The organism is Kitasatospora sp. NA04385 (assembly GCF_013364235.1).
Lineage (GTDB): Bacteria > Actinomycetota > Actinomycetes > Streptomycetales > Streptomycetaceae > Kitasatospora.
In genome coordinates this window covers 1,585,412-1,601,876 of sequence record NZ_CP054919.1, presented here as the reverse complement: position 1 = coordinate 1,601,876, position 16,465 = coordinate 1,585,412, and the positions used below count along the sequence as shown (strand labels likewise).

At 75.3% G+C, this 16,465-nt stretch carries 16 protein-coding genes; 11 read left to right on the top strand and 5 right to left on the bottom strand.

Annotation, left to right across the window (positions count from 1 at the left end; translation table 11 throughout):
- The first annotated feature begins 225 nt into the window (after positions 1 to 225).
- The 3 genes from HUT16_RS06895 to HUT16_RS06885 are packed head-to-tail and all read left to right on the top strand — an operon-like array spanning position 226 to position 3,516.
- Entirely contained in the window at positions 226 to 1,125 is a 900-nt protein-coding gene (locus HUT16_RS06895) for an ABC transporter permease (RefSeq protein ID WP_176186474.1), read from the top strand.
- Positions 1,115 to 2,314 (top strand): polysaccharide ABC transporter ATP-binding protein, encoded by a 1,200-nt coding sequence (locus HUT16_RS06890; RefSeq protein ID WP_176186472.1) that lies wholly within the window; start codon positions 1,115 to 1,117, stop codon positions 2,312 to 2,314. The genes HUT16_RS06895 and HUT16_RS06890 overlap by 11 nt, the downstream gene beginning before the upstream one ends.
- 2 nt (positions 2,315 to 2,316) lie before the next feature.
- Positions 2,317 to 3,516 (top strand): glycosyltransferase, encoded by a 1,200-nt coding sequence (locus tag HUT16_RS06885; RefSeq protein ID WP_176186470.1) that lies wholly within the window; start codon positions 2,317 to 2,319, stop codon positions 3,514 to 3,516.
- Between the two features lie 7 nt (positions 3,517 to 3,523).
- Here HUT16_RS06885 and HUT16_RS06880 read toward each other — a convergent pair whose 3' ends face one another.
- Both HUT16_RS06880 and HUT16_RS06875 read right to left on the bottom strand, forming a co-directional pair.
- Complete coding sequence (locus HUT16_RS06880; RefSeq protein ID WP_176186468.1) at positions 3,524 to 4,279, bottom strand: cyclopropane-fatty-acyl-phospholipid synthase family protein; 756 nt, start codon at positions 4,277 to 4,279, stop codon at positions 3,524 to 3,526.
- Between the two features lie 29 nt (positions 4,280 to 4,308).
- Complete coding sequence (locus HUT16_RS06875; RefSeq protein WP_176192526.1) at positions 4,309 to 5,493, bottom strand: glycosyltransferase; 1,185 nt, start codon at positions 5,491 to 5,493, stop codon at positions 4,309 to 4,311.
- Positions 5,494 to 5,697: 204 nt separating this feature from the next.
- Here HUT16_RS06875 and HUT16_RS06870 point away from each other — a divergent pair, with 204 nt between their 5' ends.
- Complete coding sequence (locus HUT16_RS06870; protein WP_254897672.1) at positions 5,698 to 7,083, top strand: ParB/Srx family N-terminal domain-containing protein; 1,386 nt, start codon at positions 5,698 to 5,700, stop codon at positions 7,081 to 7,083.
- Between the two features lie 66 nt (positions 7,084 to 7,149).
- Here the strand turns inward: HUT16_RS06870 and HUT16_RS06865 are convergent, their stop codons facing one another.
- Positions 7,150 to 7,911, bottom strand: a complete 762-nt coding sequence (locus HUT16_RS06865; protein WP_176186464.1) for a glutamate racemase — start codon at positions 7,909 to 7,911, stop codon at positions 7,150 to 7,152.
- A 397-nt stretch (positions 7,912 to 8,308) separates the two neighbouring features.
- On the opposite strand from HUT16_RS06865, the gene HUT16_RS06860 reads away from it, so the two are divergent.
- Positions 8,309 to 9,532 (top strand): MFS transporter, encoded by a 1,224-nt coding sequence (locus tag HUT16_RS06860; protein ID WP_176186462.1) that lies wholly within the window; start codon positions 8,309 to 8,311, stop codon positions 9,530 to 9,532.
- Positions 9,533 to 9,595: 63 nt separating this feature from the next.
- Here HUT16_RS06860 and HUT16_RS06855 read toward each other — a convergent pair whose 3' ends face one another.
- Positions 9,596 to 10,600, bottom strand: a complete 1,005-nt coding sequence (locus tag HUT16_RS06855; protein ID WP_176186460.1) for a polysaccharide deacetylase family protein — start codon at positions 10,598 to 10,600, stop codon at positions 9,596 to 9,598.
- A 353-nt stretch (positions 10,601 to 10,953) separates the two neighbouring features.
- Here HUT16_RS06855 and HUT16_RS06850 point away from each other — a divergent pair, with 353 nt between their 5' ends.
- From HUT16_RS06850 to HUT16_RS06825, 6 genes are all read left to right on the top strand, one after another.
- A complete protein-coding gene (locus HUT16_RS06850) occupies positions 10,954 to 11,214 on the top strand; it encodes a hypothetical protein (protein WP_176186458.1) in 261 nt (86 codons plus the stop codon).
- A 242-nt stretch (positions 11,215 to 11,456) separates the two neighbouring features.
- Positions 11,457 to 12,284 (top strand): polysaccharide deacetylase family protein, encoded by an 828-nt coding sequence (locus HUT16_RS06845; protein ID WP_176186456.1) that lies wholly within the window; start codon positions 11,457 to 11,459, stop codon positions 12,282 to 12,284.
- Positions 12,277 to 13,464, top strand: coding sequence for a glycosyltransferase (locus HUT16_RS06840; RefSeq protein ID WP_176186454.1), 1,188 nt, complete (start codon positions 12,277 to 12,279; stop codon positions 13,462 to 13,464). The genes HUT16_RS06845 and HUT16_RS06840 overlap by 8 nt, the downstream gene beginning before the upstream one ends.
- Positions 13,465 to 13,556: 92 nt before the next feature.
- The gene (locus HUT16_RS06835) at positions 13,557 to 14,231 is read left to right on the top strand and encodes a sugar transferase (RefSeq protein ID WP_176186452.1); all 675 of its coding nucleotides are present in this window, start codon (positions 13,557 to 13,559) and stop codon (positions 14,229 to 14,231) included.
- 127 nt (positions 14,232 to 14,358) lie between these two features.
- Complete coding sequence (locus HUT16_RS06830; protein WP_176186450.1) at positions 14,359 to 14,958, top strand: NeuD/PglB/VioB family sugar acetyltransferase; 600 nt, start codon at positions 14,359 to 14,361, stop codon at positions 14,956 to 14,958.
- A 54-nt stretch (positions 14,959 to 15,012) separates the two neighbouring features.
- The gene (locus HUT16_RS06825; protein WP_176186442.1) at positions 15,013 to 15,492 is read left to right on the top strand and encodes an NUDIX domain-containing protein; all 480 of its coding nucleotides are present in this window, start codon (positions 15,013 to 15,015) and stop codon (positions 15,490 to 15,492) included.
- A 40-nt stretch (positions 15,493 to 15,532) separates the two neighbouring features.
- Here the strand turns inward: HUT16_RS06825 and HUT16_RS06820 are convergent, their stop codons facing one another.
- Complete coding sequence (locus tag HUT16_RS06820; RefSeq protein WP_176186440.1) at positions 15,533 to 16,462, bottom strand: NAD-dependent epimerase/dehydratase family protein; 930 nt, start codon at positions 16,460 to 16,462, stop codon at positions 15,533 to 15,535.
- Between the last annotated feature and the right edge of the window lie 3 nt (positions 16,463 to 16,465).

Genomic DNA, 16,465 nt, shown 5'->3' with positions numbered 1-16,465 from the left:
TTGTGGTCCGCGGGTCGGCCGGACAGCACCGGCGGCCCGGCCCCGACGGCAGCGGTGCGCCCGGTCCTCCGACGCGCCCCCGCGCCCGGGGCGGGCACCGGTCCGGCCGTGGGGAACGGCCGGGGCGCCGGCCGGGCCACCGGTCGGACGGAGACCGGTCGACGGCAGCAGGCAGACGGCACAGGTACCAGGGGCGACCACCGCCTCCGGGGAGGGCGGGAGTCCGTGGGGGGACAGCGCGCGCAGGTCATCGACGAGCCGCGGGGCCAGGCCGCCCCGCCGGGCGCCCCGGTCCCGGCCGGGCCGCCGCCCGAACTCGTCTTCAAACGCCGGCTGCGCCCGCTCCAGGTGGCCCGCGAACTGTGGGCCGCCCGGGAGTTGGTGCGCGCCCTGGCCGAGCGCGACCTGCGCGCCCGGTACAAGCAGGCGGTGCTCGGCTTCGCCTGGGCGGTGCTCACCCCGCTGGCGCTGTGCGCGATCTTCACCCTGGTGTTCCACCGGGCGGTCAAGATCGAGACGGGCGCCGTCCCGTACACGCTGTTCGCCTACCTCGGCCTGATCGTCTGGCAGTTCTTCTCCAACACGATGAACCAGGGCGCGCTCAGCCTGGCCAACAACCTGAGCCTGCTGAACAAGGTGTACTGCCCGCGCGAGGTGTTCCCGCTCGCCACCATGCTGGTCGCCACCGTCGACATGGTGATCGGCGTGGGCGTCCTCGGCCTGATGTTCCTGGTCTTCTGGACGGCCCCCGCCGCCACCTTCCTCTGGGTGCTGCCGCTGCTGGCGATCCAGTTCGCCTTCACCTACGGCATCGCGCTGATCCTCTCGGTCGCCGTGGTCTACCTGCGCGACGTCCGCCACCTGCTGCCGATCATCACCCAGATGGGCGTCTTCGCCACCCCCGTCGCCTACCCGCTGGCCAAGATCCCGCAGCGGCTCCAGGAGATCTACGTGGGCGTCAACCCGCTCGGCGCGGTCATCGAGGGCTACCGCAAGGCCCTGCTGTACGGCGAGGCGCCCGACGCCCGGATGACGCTGATCGCCGCGGCCAGCTCGCTGGTCTTCCTGGTCGGCGGGTACCTGGTCTTCAAGAAGCTGGAAACGGGGATCGCCGATGTCGCGTGACTACCCTCTGGGCACCATCCGCACCGAGCAGGTCTGGAAGCGCTTCCGCGCCGACCAGCAGCGGATGCTGCTGCGCGACCGGGTCGACCAGGTCGCCCGCCGCCTGCGCGGCGACCGCGGCGAGGACTGGCGCTGGGCGCTGCGCGACATCAACCTGCACATCGAACCCGGCGAGTCGGTCGGCCTGATCGGCTCCAACGGCTCCGGCAAGTCGACGCTGCTGAAGATGCTCACCCGGGTCATGTACCCGTACGCGGGCGTCATCGACGTGCGCGGCCGGATCGGCGCCCTGATCGAGATCCGGGCCGGCATCCACCCCGACCTGACCGGCCGGGAGAACATCTACCTGTTCGGCGCGCTGCTCGGCCTCAAGCGCCGCGAGGTCGCCGGACGCTTCGACGACATCGTCGAGTTCGCCCGCCTCGGCGGCGCGATCGACCGGCAGGTCAAGTTCTACTCCTCCGGCATGCAGATGCGCCTGGGCTTCGCGGTCGCCGCCTACCTGGAACCGCACGTCCTGCTGGTCGACGAGGTGCTCGCGGTCGGCGACGCCGTCTTCCAGCAGCGCTGCCTGGACCGGATGCGCGAGGTCGCCGAACAGGGCACCACCATCGTCTTCGTCTCGCACGACCTGCCCGCCGTGCAGTCCATCTGCCGCCGCGGCGTCTGGCTCGAACAGGGCACCGTCCGGGTCGACGCCGGGATCACGGACGCGCTGGCCGGCTACCGGGACTCCATCGAGGCGCAGTCCGAGGCGAGCGCCCGGGTCGGTGAGCCGCTGCAACTGCTCAAGTACGAGGTGCGCGGCGAGGACGGCGACGCCACCACCCTGCACACCGACGAGCCGGTCACCGTCGAGCTCACCCTCGGCGGCGACTACCGCGGCGACGCCACCCTGCACCTGGGCGTCAGCGAGGGCACCTCCAGCCCGATCTTCCAGATCAGCCACGAGATCCGGATGACCGGCGGCGACCACCGCGTCGCCTGCGTCATCCCCCGGCTGCCCCTGCCGCGCGGCCGCTACACCCTGTGGACGGGCGTCTACTCGATCGGCAAGACCGACGGCGGCACCCTGATGAGCTGGCACTCGGCCGGCCAGTTCGACGTCTTCGGCCCGATGCTCGACACCCCGCCGCGCGCCGTCGTGATGGCCGCGCCCGTCTTCGTCCCGCACCAGTGGGAGGACTGAGCATGCGTTCCGTCCGGGTCCTGGTCCACCTCAACAACCTCGCGCTCGGCGGTGCCCAGCTCAACGCCGTCGACATCGCCCGCACCCTGCGCGACCGCGGCCACGAACCGGTGCTGTTCGCCCAGGGCGTCGACGGCCCCGCCCCGCTGGTCGAACTCGCCGCCGAGCACGGCCTCGACCTCGTCGTCGCCGGTGACCCGGCCACGCCGCACGCCGTCATCCGGGCCCGGCTCGGCAAGCTCGCCGACGAGCACGGCTCCCAGGTCGTCCACGCCTGGGAGGTCCGGGCCGCCCGCAACGCCTACTTCGGCCCCGGCCGCCAGGGCCGCCTGCCGATCGTCACCACCTTCTACGGCATCCGGATGCTCCGCGGCATGCCCCGCTACCAGCCCCTGGTCCTCGGCCTGGGCGCCCTGATGCCGGACGGCCGGGCCTTCGGCCACCGCGACCTGCGGCTGATCGAACCCCCCGTCGACACCGACTCCGACGCGCCGGGCGCCGTCTCCGGCGCCGCCTTCCGCGCCGAGGTCGGCGCCGCCCCCGACCAGCTCCTGCTCTGCATCGTCACCCGCCTGGTCTCCGGCCTGGAGAAGGACGCCGGGGTCTCCCGCACCATCGCCGCCCTCCGCCTGCTCGACGACCCGAACCTGGTCCTCGCCGTGGTCGGCGGCGGCCCCAGCGAACGGCACCTGCGCGCCGAGGCCGCCGCCGTCAACGAGGAGCTCGGCCGCGAGGCGATCGTCCTCACCGGCCAGCGCCCCGACCCCCGCCCCGCCTACCAGGCCGCCGACCTCGTCCTCGGCATGGGCGGCTCCGCCCTGCGCGGCCTCGCCTTCGCCAAACCCGTCATCGTGCACGGCGCGAGCGGCTACACCGCGATCCACGAACCCGGCCCCCTGGTCGAACCGCACGCCTCCCGCTGCATGTACGGCCACGGCGACCACCCCGCCGACGCCAAGGCCCTCGCCGCCCAGATCCGCGCCCTCGCCGACGCCCCCGCCCGCCGCACCGAACTCGGCGCCTGGGGCCGCGACTGGGTCGTCGCCCGCTTCTCCCTCGACCACGTCTCCACCGCCTTCGAGGAGATCTACCGCGAACTCCTCCGCCGGCCCCCCGGCCGCACCGCCTGGCTCCGCGACCTGGAGCAGATGTCCCGCTACGAGTTCGTCAAGCCCACGGCCCGCCGCCTGCTCGGCCGCTGACCCGCCGTCACCCCGCCCCCGCTCGGCTCCCCGGCCGCAGGAGCAGCGTGACGAAGCCGAAGCAGTCGCGGTACGCGTCCAGCCACTCCCGGCGGTGTTCGGCCGCCGCGTGCAGCGCGGCCTCCCGGTCGGGGCCCGGGGGTTGGTCGAGCGCCCAGTCGGTGAGGGAGCCGGTCCAGGACCATTCGTAGGCGTCGAGTTCGGCGCGGGTGGAGGTGTGCCCGGCGACGGGGAGCCAGCCGGCGGCCTCGACGGCGGCGAGCGTGCCGGCCAGGCCGGTCAGGCCCTCGCCGAGCAACTCCCGTGCTCGGGCGGGTGGTTCGCGTTCCCAGTAGGACTCGCCGAGCAGCACCGCACCGCCCGGCGCGAGCAGCGGGCCGATCGCGGCCAGGGCCGGGCCGAGCCCGCCGAAGGCGTGCGTGGCGCCCACGCACAGGACGGCGTCGAAGGGCTCGGCGGTGCTGAACTCCCGCACGTCGCGGTGGTGCAGGCCGATCCGGCGGGCGACGCCGAGCCGCTGCGCGGTGTGCAGGGCGGTGCGCAGCGCGGCCGGGTCGGTGTCCACGCCGACCGCGCGCAGGGCGGGGTGCGCGGCCAGCGCCCTTACCAGCCAAGGGGCTTCGCCGCAGCCGAGGTCGAGCAGCCGGCCGTCCGACCGGCCGCGCAGCAGCCGCTCCAGCAGCTCCCGCACCGACTCGTCGGACAGCGGGGCCGCGACCGGGTGGTCGCGGTGCGCGATCCGTGAGATCTCGTGACGCTCCATCGTGGCATCCTGCCCGCCGCGCCGGCCGGCTATTCGGCGCGCTGCGGCTGCGGGTAGGTGCGGCCCTTCCAGGCGGCGCCGCGCCCGCGCCAGTGCTGGACGGCGGAGTCGACCGTCATCAGCAGGTAGAGCAGCGCGGTGAACGGCAGCAGCGGGGCGGCGGCGACGGGCTGCCCGTAGTAGCGGAGCATCGGCGCGTACGTCCCGGCCATCACCGCCCACCCGGCCAGGCCCGCCCCGGCGGTCCACCACGCCCCGGCGGCGGCCCCGGCGACGGCGGCCACCGGCGGCACCAGGTAGACCAGCGCCAGGCCCGCCACCGTCCCGGCCAGCAGCGGCGGCGAGTAGCGGAGCTGGGCGTAGGCGCTGCGCGAGACCATCCGCCACAGCGGGCCCAGGCCGGGGTAGGGGCGGACGGAGTCGACCAGGTCGGCGAGGCCGAGCCAGGTGCGGCCGCCGGTGCGCTTGACCGCACGGGCCAGTGACACGTCATCGATGACGGCGCCGCGGATCGCCGCCACCCCGCCCGCCCGCTCCAGCGCGCCGCGCCGCACCAGCGAGCAGCCGCCGGCCGCCGCGGCCGTCCGGGCCCGCGGGCGGTTGGACCGGCGGAAGGGGTACAGCTGCGCGAAGAAGTACACGAACGCCGGGACGACCAGCCGCTCCCAGCCGCTCGCCACCCGCAGCCGGGCCATCTGCGAGACCAGGTCGAGGCCGCCGCCCTCGCCCGCCGCGACCAGCGCCCGCAGCGAGCCCGGCCGGTGCGCGATGTCGGCGTCCGTCAGCAGCAGCCACTCGGCGTCGTCCCCGGCCTGCTCGACGCCGTGCCGCAGCGCCCACAGCTTGCCCGTCCAGCCCTCCGGCAGCGGCGGGGGAGTGGTCACCGCCAGCTCCAGCCCCCCGGTGCGCCGCGCGAGCTCCCGGGCCAGCGCACCGGTGCCGTCGGTGCTGTGGTCGTCGACCAGCACCACCCGGGCCCGGCCCGGGTACTCCTGGGCGAGCAGGCTCGGCAGCGACACCGGCAGCACCCCGGCCTCGTCCCGGGCCGGCACCAGCACCGCCACCGAGGGCCAGGACGCGGGCTCGCCGCCGCCCCGGGGCAGCCGCTGGTCGGTGCGCCAGAACCCGCCGTGGCACACCGCCAGCCACAGCCACGCCAGCAGCGACACCACCGAAACCCACCACAGGACCGTCACCCGGGCAGTCTGCCCGATCCCGGCCCGGCCGGCCCCGAGGCGCGACGGCGCCCCCGCCCGTGCCCGCCCCCGCCCGCGCCCGCCCGCCCCGCCCGCGCCCGGGCCCCGACAGTTCACCCGGCCGTCACCGGGGCGACGCCCGGCGGACGCGCGGGCAGCGGCCGGGGATGGCTGGATGGGCGCGGCGGAAATCCGCCGATCCGATCAGCAGGAGAACAGATGATGACCGGCACCGCGCCCGCCACCCCGTCGCGCCACCGCAGCCCGAGCCGCCGGGCCGCGCTCGCCGCCTCCTCCGCGCTCGCCCTCGCCCTCGGCACCCTGACCGTGCTCGCCGCCCCCGCCGGCGCCGCCCCCGCCGACCGGGCCGCGCTCGCCGCCCGGCCCGGCGACCTGCTGGACGTGACGCTCGACCAGCTGCACCCCACCCAGAACGCGGTGGGCTACGACGAGGTCTACTACAAGCTCGGCCGGTACGCCTCGGACAAGGACCAGCTGAACGGCTCCGCCAACAAGCGCTTCGACGACTGGTGCTCCACCAACGGCCAGGGCGCGGTCGCCGCCGCCCCCGCCGGTGCCACCCTCGCCGACCCGGCCAGCTTCACCTGCACCATCCCGGTCGGGCAGGAGACCGCGGCCAGCCGCGCCGAGATGAAGACCGTCGTGGTCGGCCCCGGCGGCGAGCTCTACCTGACGGACGGCCACCACACCCTCACCTCCTTCCTGGAGACCGCCGAGGGCGGGCCGAAGCTGCACATCCGGCTGATCGTCCAGGCGAACTGGAGCACGCTGTCGAAGGCGGCCTTCTGGCAGGCCATGCAGGAGCACAAGTGGGTGCGCCTGGTCGACGAGAACGCCAACGCCATCACCGTCGACCAGCTGCCGACCCGCCTCGGCCTGGCGGACTTCCACGACGACCCGTACCGCAGCCTGGTCTACTTCACCCGCGACATCGGCTACTCGGTGCCCGACGACGCCGCCGAGTTCCTGGAGTTCCAGTGGGGCGACTGGCTGCGTCGCCAGGGCGTCGGCCTGCCCGGCTCCTACGACCGCACCGACTTCGCCTCCTACCTCGGCGCGGTGCGCACCGCCTCGCAGGCGATGTCCGCCGCCCCCGGCGACACCGTGGTCTCCGAGGGCGCCACCGCCGACCAGCTCGGCCGGCTCAGCCCCTGGAACGCCGGGAAGAAGCCGACCGGCGGCGAGTTCGGCAAGCTGAGCGCCCCGATCACCGACGCCAAGCCGGGCAAGCTCGCCTACGCCCTCGACTTCCGCGCGAAGCTGCCCGCCGTCCCGGCCTGCACCACCACCGTGACCGGCGTCCACAACGGCCCGCTCACCGTCGCCACCGGTACCACCTGCCTGGTCAACGCCCGGCAGAACGGCCCGGTCGTGGTCCGGGCCGGGGCCGACCTGGTGGTGGCGGGCTCCGACGTGAACGGCCCGCTGCAGGCCGTCGGCGCCGGAACGGTGCGGATCTGCGGCGCCGACTGGACCGGCCCGCTCAGCATCGTCAACACCCGTGACCGCCTCACCCTCGCGGGCCCCGGCTGCACCCCGAACCGGTTCACCGGCCCGCAGCAGCTGGTCGGCAACCCGGTCGGCTGAGCCGACACCGACACCCCCGGGCCGCCCGCCGCGACCGAGCGCGGCGGCGGGCGGCCCGGCCCGGGGTCAGACCCGGGCGGCGGCCGCCAGCAGCGCGCCCTGCGGGTAGGCGAGCGCCTCGGCCGGCAGGACGGACGGGCGCCCCGAGTGCAGCACGGTCAGCGTGCCGCCGCCGGGGGGCGTGCCGGGGCCGAGGCGGCGCAGGGTCTGCGCGGCGATCGCGTCGGCCGAGCCGTGCAGCCGGACCGGGCCCGCCAGCGCGGCGGAGATCCGGTCGTCGATCAGCTCGTAGTGGGTGCAGCCCAGCACCACGTCGGTGGTCCCGGCGGGGGTGCGGGCGGCGGCCGAGGCGACGGCCGCGGCGATCGCGGCCTCGTCGGCCCGCTCCACGGCCTCGGCCAGCTCCGGACAGGCCACCTCGTGCACCCGCGCGGCCCCGCCGAACTCGGCGATCAGCCCGCGCTGGTAGGCGCTGCCGGTGGTCCGCGAGGTCGCCCAGATCGCCACCGTCCCGCCGGACGCGGCGGCCGGCTTGATCGCCGGCACCGTTCCGATCACCGGCAGGCCGGGCTCGAACTCCGCCCGCAGGTGCGCCAGCGCGTGCACCGTCGCGGTGTTGCAGGCCACGACCAGGGCCTCCGGCCCGTGCACCGCCGCGGCCCGGGCGCACGCCAGCGCGTGCGCGGTGATGTCCTCGGGCGTGCGGGGCCCCCACGGCATGCCGTCCGGGTCACAGGAGACGACCAGGTCCGCGTCGGGCCGGGCCCGACGGATCGCGGCGGCGGCGGCGAGCAGTCCGATTCCGGAGTCCACGAGGGCGATCTTCACGAGCACCGACTCTACCTCGAAGCCCCCGACAGCCGACGGGACAGCACCCCCCCAGGGGCTCGGTAAGGACGGCGGGAGGCGAAACCAGGGGCTCGGGGAACGGCGAGGCCCGGTCTGCTGCCGGTGCACTGCCGGAGCGCGCATCTGCTTCTGGTTCCGTCAAGGACACGCAGCAGCACGGACACACCGATGGGCTCCGGCCGTCAGCAGCACGGACCCGCCGTTCCCCGGGCCCCTGATGGTGCCTCCCGCCGTTCTTACCAGGCCCCTGGTTTCGCCTCCCGCCGTTCTTACCGGGCCCCCGGCGGCGCCCTCCTGCTCCGTTTGAATGACGGTATGACCGCGCCCCGCGCGTGTCCCGGGCCGGGAGCGGCCTGCCCGCAGAGGCTTGGGTCTCATGGGACAGCTGACAGCATCGAACGAGCGGGCGCCGGGCGACGACCGGGTGTCGGGCACGGCCTACACCAACCTGGTGGTCGCCACCATCGGCTTCGCGCTGACCTTCTGGGCGTGGAACCTGATCGCCCCGTTGGCCGGCGAGTTCAACAAGACCCTGCACATGACGTCGTTCGCCCAGTCCTTCCTGGTCGCCGTCCCGGTGATCGTCGGCTCGCTGGGCCGCGTCCCGGTCGGCGCGCTGACCGACCGCTTCGGGGCCCGGCTGATGTTCCCGCTGATGTCGGCGCTGACCATCGTCCCGGTGCTGCTGCTGATCCCGGCCCGCGACTCGTACGGGGCGCTGCTGGCGGTCGGGTTCTTCCTCGGGCTCGGCGGCACCACCTTCGCGATCGGCGTGCCGCTGGTGAACTCCTGGTTCCCGGCGAGCAAGCGCGGCCTGGGCGTCGGCGTGTTCGGCATGGGCATGGGCGGCGTCGCGCTGTCCGGCTACTTCACCCCCCGGCTGTGGAAGCACGGCCACGATCTGCCGTTCCTGGTGATGGCCGTCGCGCTGGCCGCCTACACCGTGGTCTCCTTCCTGCTGCTGCGCGACCGCCCCGACCGGGTGGTCCCGACCGCCTCGCTGGCCTCCCGGCTCGGCGAGGCCGGGCGGCTGCGGGTGACCTGGGAGCTGTCCGCGCTCTACGCGATCGGCTTCGGCGGCATCGTCGCGTTCGGCGTCTACCTGCCCACGTACCTGAAGACCTGGTACGAGCTGTCCGCGACCGACGCCGGGACCAAGGCCGCCGGGTTCGCCCTGGTCACGGTGATCTTCCGGCCGTTCGGCGGCTGGCTCTCGGACCGCGTCCACCCCGCCGTGGTGACCTGCTGGGCCCTGGCGGTCACCGCGCTGTTCGCCATCGTGCAGGCCTTCGACCCGGACCTCAGCCCGGTCGGCACCATCGCCTTCATGGTGATGGCGGCCGGCCTCGGCACCACCAGCGGCGCCGTGTTCGCCCTGGTCGCCCAAGTCACCCCGGTCGCCCAGGTCGGCTCGGTGACCGGCATCGTCGGCGCGATCGGCGGCCTCGGCGGGTTCGTCCCGCCGCTGGTGATGGGCGCCATCTACAGCGCCAAGGGCAGCTACTCGATCGGCTTCATGCTGCTCTCCGACCTCGCCCTGGCGGGCGCCGTCTACGCCATCGGCCGGATGCGCGGCATCCGCCCCACCGCCACCACCTGACCGCCCCCCCGCACGGACGAGGCCCGCACCCCCGGAGCAGCAGGGGTGCGGGCCTCGGGCACGTCAGGACTGCGCGCCCAGCAGCCGCTGCACCGCCGGCTCCAGGCCGGACAGGATGGTGTCGAAGCGGCGCGTCGAGGTGGTCGAGTCGACCTGCAGGCGGCTGATCCGCAGCGGGTGCGCGGGCAGCCGGGGCCCCAGCCGGTGGTCGGACAGGAAGCCCAGCCGGTAGCCGAGCCGGCGCAGCACCGCGTCCGCCCGCTCGTCGAAACCGCCGTCCGGGTAGGCGAACGCCGTCGGGGCCTCGCCCAGCCAGCCGGTCAGCGCCCGGTGCGCACCGGCGATCTCCGCGTGCACCGTCGCCTCGTCGCAGCGCCGCAGGGAGGGGTGCCCCAGGGTGTGGTTGCCCACCGCGACGTCGGCCTCCCGCAGCACGTGCAGGTCCTCCGGGCGCAGCTGCTCCTGGGCCGGCGGACGGCGGTGCGCGGAGACCCGCAGCTCGGCGAGGCTGCGCCGGCGGTCCGGGTCCGGCATCGCCTTGAGCAGCGCCAGCACCCGGTCCGGCCGGGCGCCGCCGGGCAGCATCCGGGCCCGGCCGCCGTGCCGGGCCAGGAACGCCGCCTCGTGCCACCAGAACGGCTTCTCGGTGCCGACCAGCTCCGCGATCACGAACGCGGCCGCCGGGATCCGCCGGGCCACCAGCTCCGGCAGGGCGTGCCGCAGCACCGTGCGGTCCGGGTCGTCGAAGGTCACCAGCACCGAGCGCGGCGGCAGCGGCCGCCCCTCGGCGAGCGAGCGCTCGACGTCCTGCACCGACACCGGGGTGGCCAGCCGCCGCAGCCGGTCCAGCTGGGCGCCGAACGAGGCCGGATCGGTGATCCCGTGGTACGCCAGCACGGCCAGGCGCTGGGCGGCGCGGGCCCGGAACAGCGGCTGGGCGGGGCTGAAGCGCAGCCAGCTGCTCCGGTCCCGCCCGCGCTCCCCGGACCGGACCGGGGCGGCGGCGGAGGACGGCACGGCGGGCTGGGGCGGAGCGCAGACGGCAGCGGCGGTGGTGGCGTACGACACGGTTCCCCCCTCGGTCGCCGGCAAGCGGCGTGGCGGTACCGTCGGCAGGCGGAGCCCGGCCTCCGACCCCGGGCGCGGCGGCTCCGCACCCGAGTGATCTAGCCCGCGGCGGACACTCCCTGGCCCGCACGTCGGACGGCTCCTGGATCGCTCAATGTAGTGGAGACCCACGACGTCCCGGGATGGTTGTACGCCGGACGGCGAGATTTCGCGGGAGGTCCGGAAACGGCCCGGAAGGGCCCGCGAGCGCGTGCGGACGGGGCGGCCCGGGCGGGCCGGGGGCACCGGGCGGGCCCGGTGCGAGGGCCGGAGGACCGTGGCCCGCCCGCCCGCACCGGGTTACCGTGGAAGGCATGGCAGACACCCGAAGTGACCGCGCCGCTACCCGCTGGTCTGCGCTGTTCGGCGGCTGTGCGCTGCGCCGCCACCAGCCGCTGCTGGCCCTGCTCGCCGTGGCGTGCGTGGGCATGGGCATCGCGGTGGCGCTCCTGGTCCCGCAGAGCGACGGCCCGGCCTGGGTGATGGCGGTGGCCGGCTGCCTGGCCGCCGGGGTGCTGCTGCTGGTCCGGATCGGCGTCGCCCTGCTCCGCCCCGGCGGCGGTGCCACCCCCTGAGCCGCCGCCGTCCCCTTCGAGCCGTCGGCTCCCGCGAGGGGCGGCCCCGAGCCGCCGACCGGAAACGCCCTCCAATGGGACAGGACCGGTCGGACCGGCTTATTTTCGGCCTACCTACGCACTTCTTTCACGTTTCGGGGGCACCAGCCCCACACTTCCCCCTACTGTGATGCGCATCGCCCGCGGCAGCCGCGGGCCGGGGGAGTCACAGGTCCGGTGCGGGGGCACCGCGAGGGGGATCGATGGCGAGCAGCGCCGCCCAGGCCGGGGGCATCCGGTCGAAGGTCAAACAGCAGCTGGCCCGCGCGGCCGGACGGACGCCCGGCGAAGGCGCCACCGTGCTCATCTACCACCGGGTCGGCGGCGGAACCGCCGACGAGCTCGACCTCGCCACCGCCGACTTCACCGCCCAGGTGGACCTGCTCGCCGAACTGCCGCCCGGCCGGGTGGTCCCGCTGGACACCGCCACCGACCGCCTGGAAGCCGGCCTGCGCACCCCCAGCACCGTCCTCACCTTCGACGACGGCTTCGCCGACACCTACGAGACGGCCTGGCCGCTGCTCAAGGAGCGCGCCCTGCCGTTCACCGTCTACCTGGCCAGCGGCCTGGTCGGCCGCCCGATGCGCTGGGAGGGCTCCACCGCCAAGGGCGCCCCCGCCACCGGCCTCAGCTGGGAGCAACTGCGCGAGATGACCGCCTCCGGGCTGTGCACCGTCGCCAACCACACCCGCAGCCACGCCCGCCCCGAACTGCTCACCACCACCGAACTCGACGCCTGCGGCGACGACGTCGAGGAGCACCTCGGCACCCGCCCCGCGCACTTCGCCTACACCTGGGGCCGTCCCGTCCCGCACATGGACGCCGCGCTGCGCGCCAGGTTCCGCACCTCCGCCACCGGCCAGGTCGGCCGGAACCTGCCCGGCTACGACCCGGTCCGCCTCCACCGCGTCCCGGTCCGCCGGACCGACCCGATCGACTTCTTCCGGGCCAAGCTGTACGGCCGGCTCGTCCCGGAACGCGCCTACGCCCGGATCGTCGCCACCGCCAAGGCGGTGGGCGCCGGTGCCTGAGCAGCTCCCCCTCCGCCTGCGCGGCGAGGGCGGCCGCCCGCTGAAGGTCGCCCACCTCACCACCGTCGACATGTCGCTGCACCTGCTGCTCGCCACCGAACTCACCGTCGACGTCGAGCACGGCCTGCGCACCTACGGCCTCAGCGCACCCGGCCCCCACCTGGAACGGATCGAGCAACTCGGCGTCCGGCACCGGCCGCTGCCCTCGCTCACCCGCGCCTGGCAGCCGCGCGCCGACCTCGCCGCCGCCCGCGAACTGCTCGCCGCGCTGCGCGAGATCCGCCCCGACGTGCTGCACACCCACAACCCGAAGACCGGCGTCCTGGGCCGCGTCCTGGGCCGGCTCGCCCGCGTCCCCGTGGTCGTCAACACCTGCCACGGCCTGTGGGCACAGGCCCACGACCCGCTCGCCAAACGGCTCGCCGTGCTCGGCGCCGAGGCACTGGCCGCCCGCTTCTCGCACGCCGAGCTCTACCAGAACGCCGAGGACCGCGCCACGCTCGCCCGCTGGGGCGTCCCGGCGAAACGTTCCCGCGTGGTCGGCAACGGCGTCGACCTCGACCGCTTCCCCGCCCCCGGCCCGCAGCGGGACGCCCTGCGCGCCCGGCTGCGCACCGAACTCGGCCTCGCCGAGGACGAACTGCTGGTCGGCGGGGTCGGCCGCCGGGTCGCCGAGAAGGGCATCCGCGAGTACGCCGAAGCCGCCCGCGCCCTGGCCGGCAAGGCCCGCTTCGTGTGGATCGGCCCCGACGACCCCGACAAGCCCGACGCCCTGCGCGCCGCCGAAGCCGGCCTGGAGTTCCTCGGCGCCCGCGACGACATGCCCGCCGTGTACGCCGCGCTCGACGTCTTCGTCCTCCCCTCCTACCGGGAGGGCTTCTCCCGCTCCGGCATGGAGGCCGCCGCCAGCGGCCTGCCCCTGCTGCTCAGCGACATCCGCGGCTGCCGCGAGATCGGCACCCACGACCAGCACCTGCTGCTCGCCCCGGCGGCCGACGCCGCCGCCCTGACCACCGCGCTCGACCGGCTCCTCACCGAGCCCGAGCTGCGGATACGCCTGGGCGCGGCGGCCCGCCGCCGCGCCCTCGACCAGTTCGACCAGCGCGCGGTCGCCCGGGTCTCGCTGGAGACCTACGCCGCCGTCGCCCGCAGCCGCGGGCTGCGCTGGAACACCGACTGACCGCGTCCGCGACCCGGACCGCACCACCCGCGCGCCGAGCAGCCCGAAGCGCGCCCACAACACCACAACGCACCAACCCAGTTGGGGGAGAAATGAAGCGAGGGGGGGACCTCGCGGTCACCGCGCTGGCCGGGATCATCGCCGTCCCGCTCGGCCTGCTGATCGCCCTCCTGATCCGTGCCACCATGGGCGGACCGGTGATCTTCCGACAGACCCGCTCCGGCCGGCACGGCCAGGAGTTCCGCATCCTCAAGTTCCGCACCATGCGCGACAAGCACTACGAGGACGAGCCCGACGCCCCGCGCATCACCCGCCTCGGCGCGCTGCTGCGCAAGACCAGCCTGGACGAACTCCCGCAGCTGTGGAACGTCGTCCGCGGCGACATGGGCGTCATCGGCCCGCGCCCCACCCTGCCCGAGCAGGTCGCCCACTACTCCGACCGCCAGCGCGGCCGCCTCGCCCTGCGCCCCGGCCTCACCGGCTGGGCCCAGGTTCGCGGCCGCAACTCCATCACCTGGCCCGAACGCATCGAACTCGACCTCTGGTACATCGAGCACCACAGCCTGGCACTCGACCTGCGCATCCTCGCCCTCACCGCGAAGACGCTGCTGCGCCCCACCGGCATCACCGCCGCCGGCGGCGTCAACCCCGGCTTCCCGATCCCCGCCGAGGCACCCGCCCCGGCCGCACCCCGGATCGTGCTGCCCCGACAGGCCACCGCGGCCGCGCCCCGGCTGGCCCGGGAGGAACTGCGCGGCCAGGCCTGACCCGACCCGGCCGGGCGACCGCGGACGACCGCGGCCGCCCGGCCGACTACTTTTTCCCTGACGGACCTGACGGACCTGACGGACCTGACGGACCACCGGAACCAGCACGCAGGACGGAGAACGGCGCATGGTGTGGATCGCGGGCGCGGGCGGCGTCGGCCGGGAGGCGCTGGACGTGGCGCTCGCCGCCGGCACCGAGGTCGCCGGGTTCCTGGACGACCGGCTCGCCGGGGGAGAGGTGCGCGGCCTGCCCGTCCGCAAGCCCGCCGAACTGCCGCCCGGCGCACCGTACCTGATCGGCATCGCCGACCCGGCCGTGCGGGCCCGGCTGGCGGCGCTGCTGGACGCGGCGGGCGGGCACCCCGTCACCCTGGTCCACCCCCGGGCGATCATCGCCCCCAAGACCGAACTCGCCCCCGGCTGCCTGGTGATGGGCGGCGCGCACGTCTCCAGCAGCGTCCGGCTCGGCCCGCACAGCCAGGTGCACTACAACGCCACCGTCGGCCACGACAGCCGGCTCGGCGCCCGCGTCACCGTCTACCCCGGCGCGAACGTCTCCGGCGCCGTCCACCTGGACGACGACAGCACGGTCGGCTCCGGCGCCGTGGTCCTCCAGGGCCGCACCGTCGGCCGCGCCGCGTTCGTCGGCGCCGCCGCCACCGTCACCCGCGACGTCCCGCCCGCCACCACCGTCATCGGCACCCCCGCCCGCCCGATGCCGCACTGACCCGCCCGGCCCCGGCAGCCCGCCCCGCCGCGCGCAGCGCATAGGCTCCGGGGCATGGGAATTCCTGCGTTTCTGGCGGAACTGCGCGCAGTGGTCGGCCACCGGCCGCTGTGGCTGTCCGGGGTGTCGGCGGTGGTGGTGGACGACGACGGGCGGGTGCTGCTCGGGCGGCGGGCCGACAACGGGAGGTGGGCGCTGATCAGCGGCATCATCGATCCGGGGGAGCAGCCCGCCGACACCGTGGTGCGCGAGTGCCTGGAGGAGACCGGCGTGCGGGTGCGGCCCGAGCAGCTGGTCGCGGTCGACGTCTCGCCGGTGATCGAGTACCCGAACGGCGACCGCAGCCAGTACTTGGACCTGGTCTTCCGCTGCCGCCCGCTGTCCGGCGAGGCCCGGGTCAACGACGACGAGTCCCTGGAGGTCGGCTGGTTCCACCCGGACGCGCTGCCCGAGCTGGACGCCCGCGCGCGGGACGGCATCGCCCGCGCCCTGGCCGGGAAGGACACGGCGCACTTCGAACTGACGGAGCGCTAGCCGACCGGGGGCGCGCGCCCGGCGCGCGCCCGACCGGAGGTCAGAGCGTCCGGAACCAGTCCGCGGTGCGCCGCAGGCCCTCCTCCAGCGGGACGGGCACCACGTCCGGGAACAGCTCGCGCAGCCGCGCGTTGTCGGCCTGCGAGTCCCGCACGTCCCCCGGCCGCGGGTCGACGTGCTCGGCGGCGACCGGGCCGCCCAGCACCCCGCCCATCAGGTCGACCAGCTCCAGCAGCGAGGTGCGCGTCCCGAAGGCCAGGTTCACCGGGTCCGCCGAGACCACCCGGCGCAGCACCGCCTCGGCCAGCACCTGGGTGACCGTGCCGACGTAGGTGAAGTCGCGGCTCTGCAGCCCGTCCCCGTGCACCGTCACCGGCCGGCCCGCCAGCGCCGCGTCCAGGAACGCCGGGACCACCGCCGCGTACGCGTGCCCGGCGGCCTGCAGCGGCCCGAAGACGTTGAAGAAGCGCAGCGGCAGCACGCCCAGGCCGTAGCAGTGGTGGTACGCGCCGAGGTAGGACTCGGCGGCCAGCTTGGAGACCGCGTACGGGCTCATCGGCATCGGGCGCATCGACTCGCGCTTGGGCAGCTCCCGGTTGGCGCCGTACACCGAGGACGAGGACGCCGCCGCGACGTACAGGCCGCCCGCCCGGCGGGCCGCCTCCAGCACCTCCAGGGTGCCGGTGGCGTTGACCCGGTGGCTGGCCAGCGGGGCGGCGATCGAGCGCGGCACGGACGGCAGCGCCGCCAGGTGCACCACCGCGTCGGCGCCGGTGAACGCCGCGTCCAGCAGGGCCGGGTCGAGGATGCTGCCCTCGAAGAAGGCGACGTCGACGTCGGCCAGGTTGGCCTTGCTGCCGGTGGACAGGTCGTCCACCACCCGGACCTCCGTCACCTCCCGGCGGGAGGTCAACTCCCTGGCCAGATTGGCCCCGATGAACCCCGCCCCGCCGGTGACCACCACACGCATCGA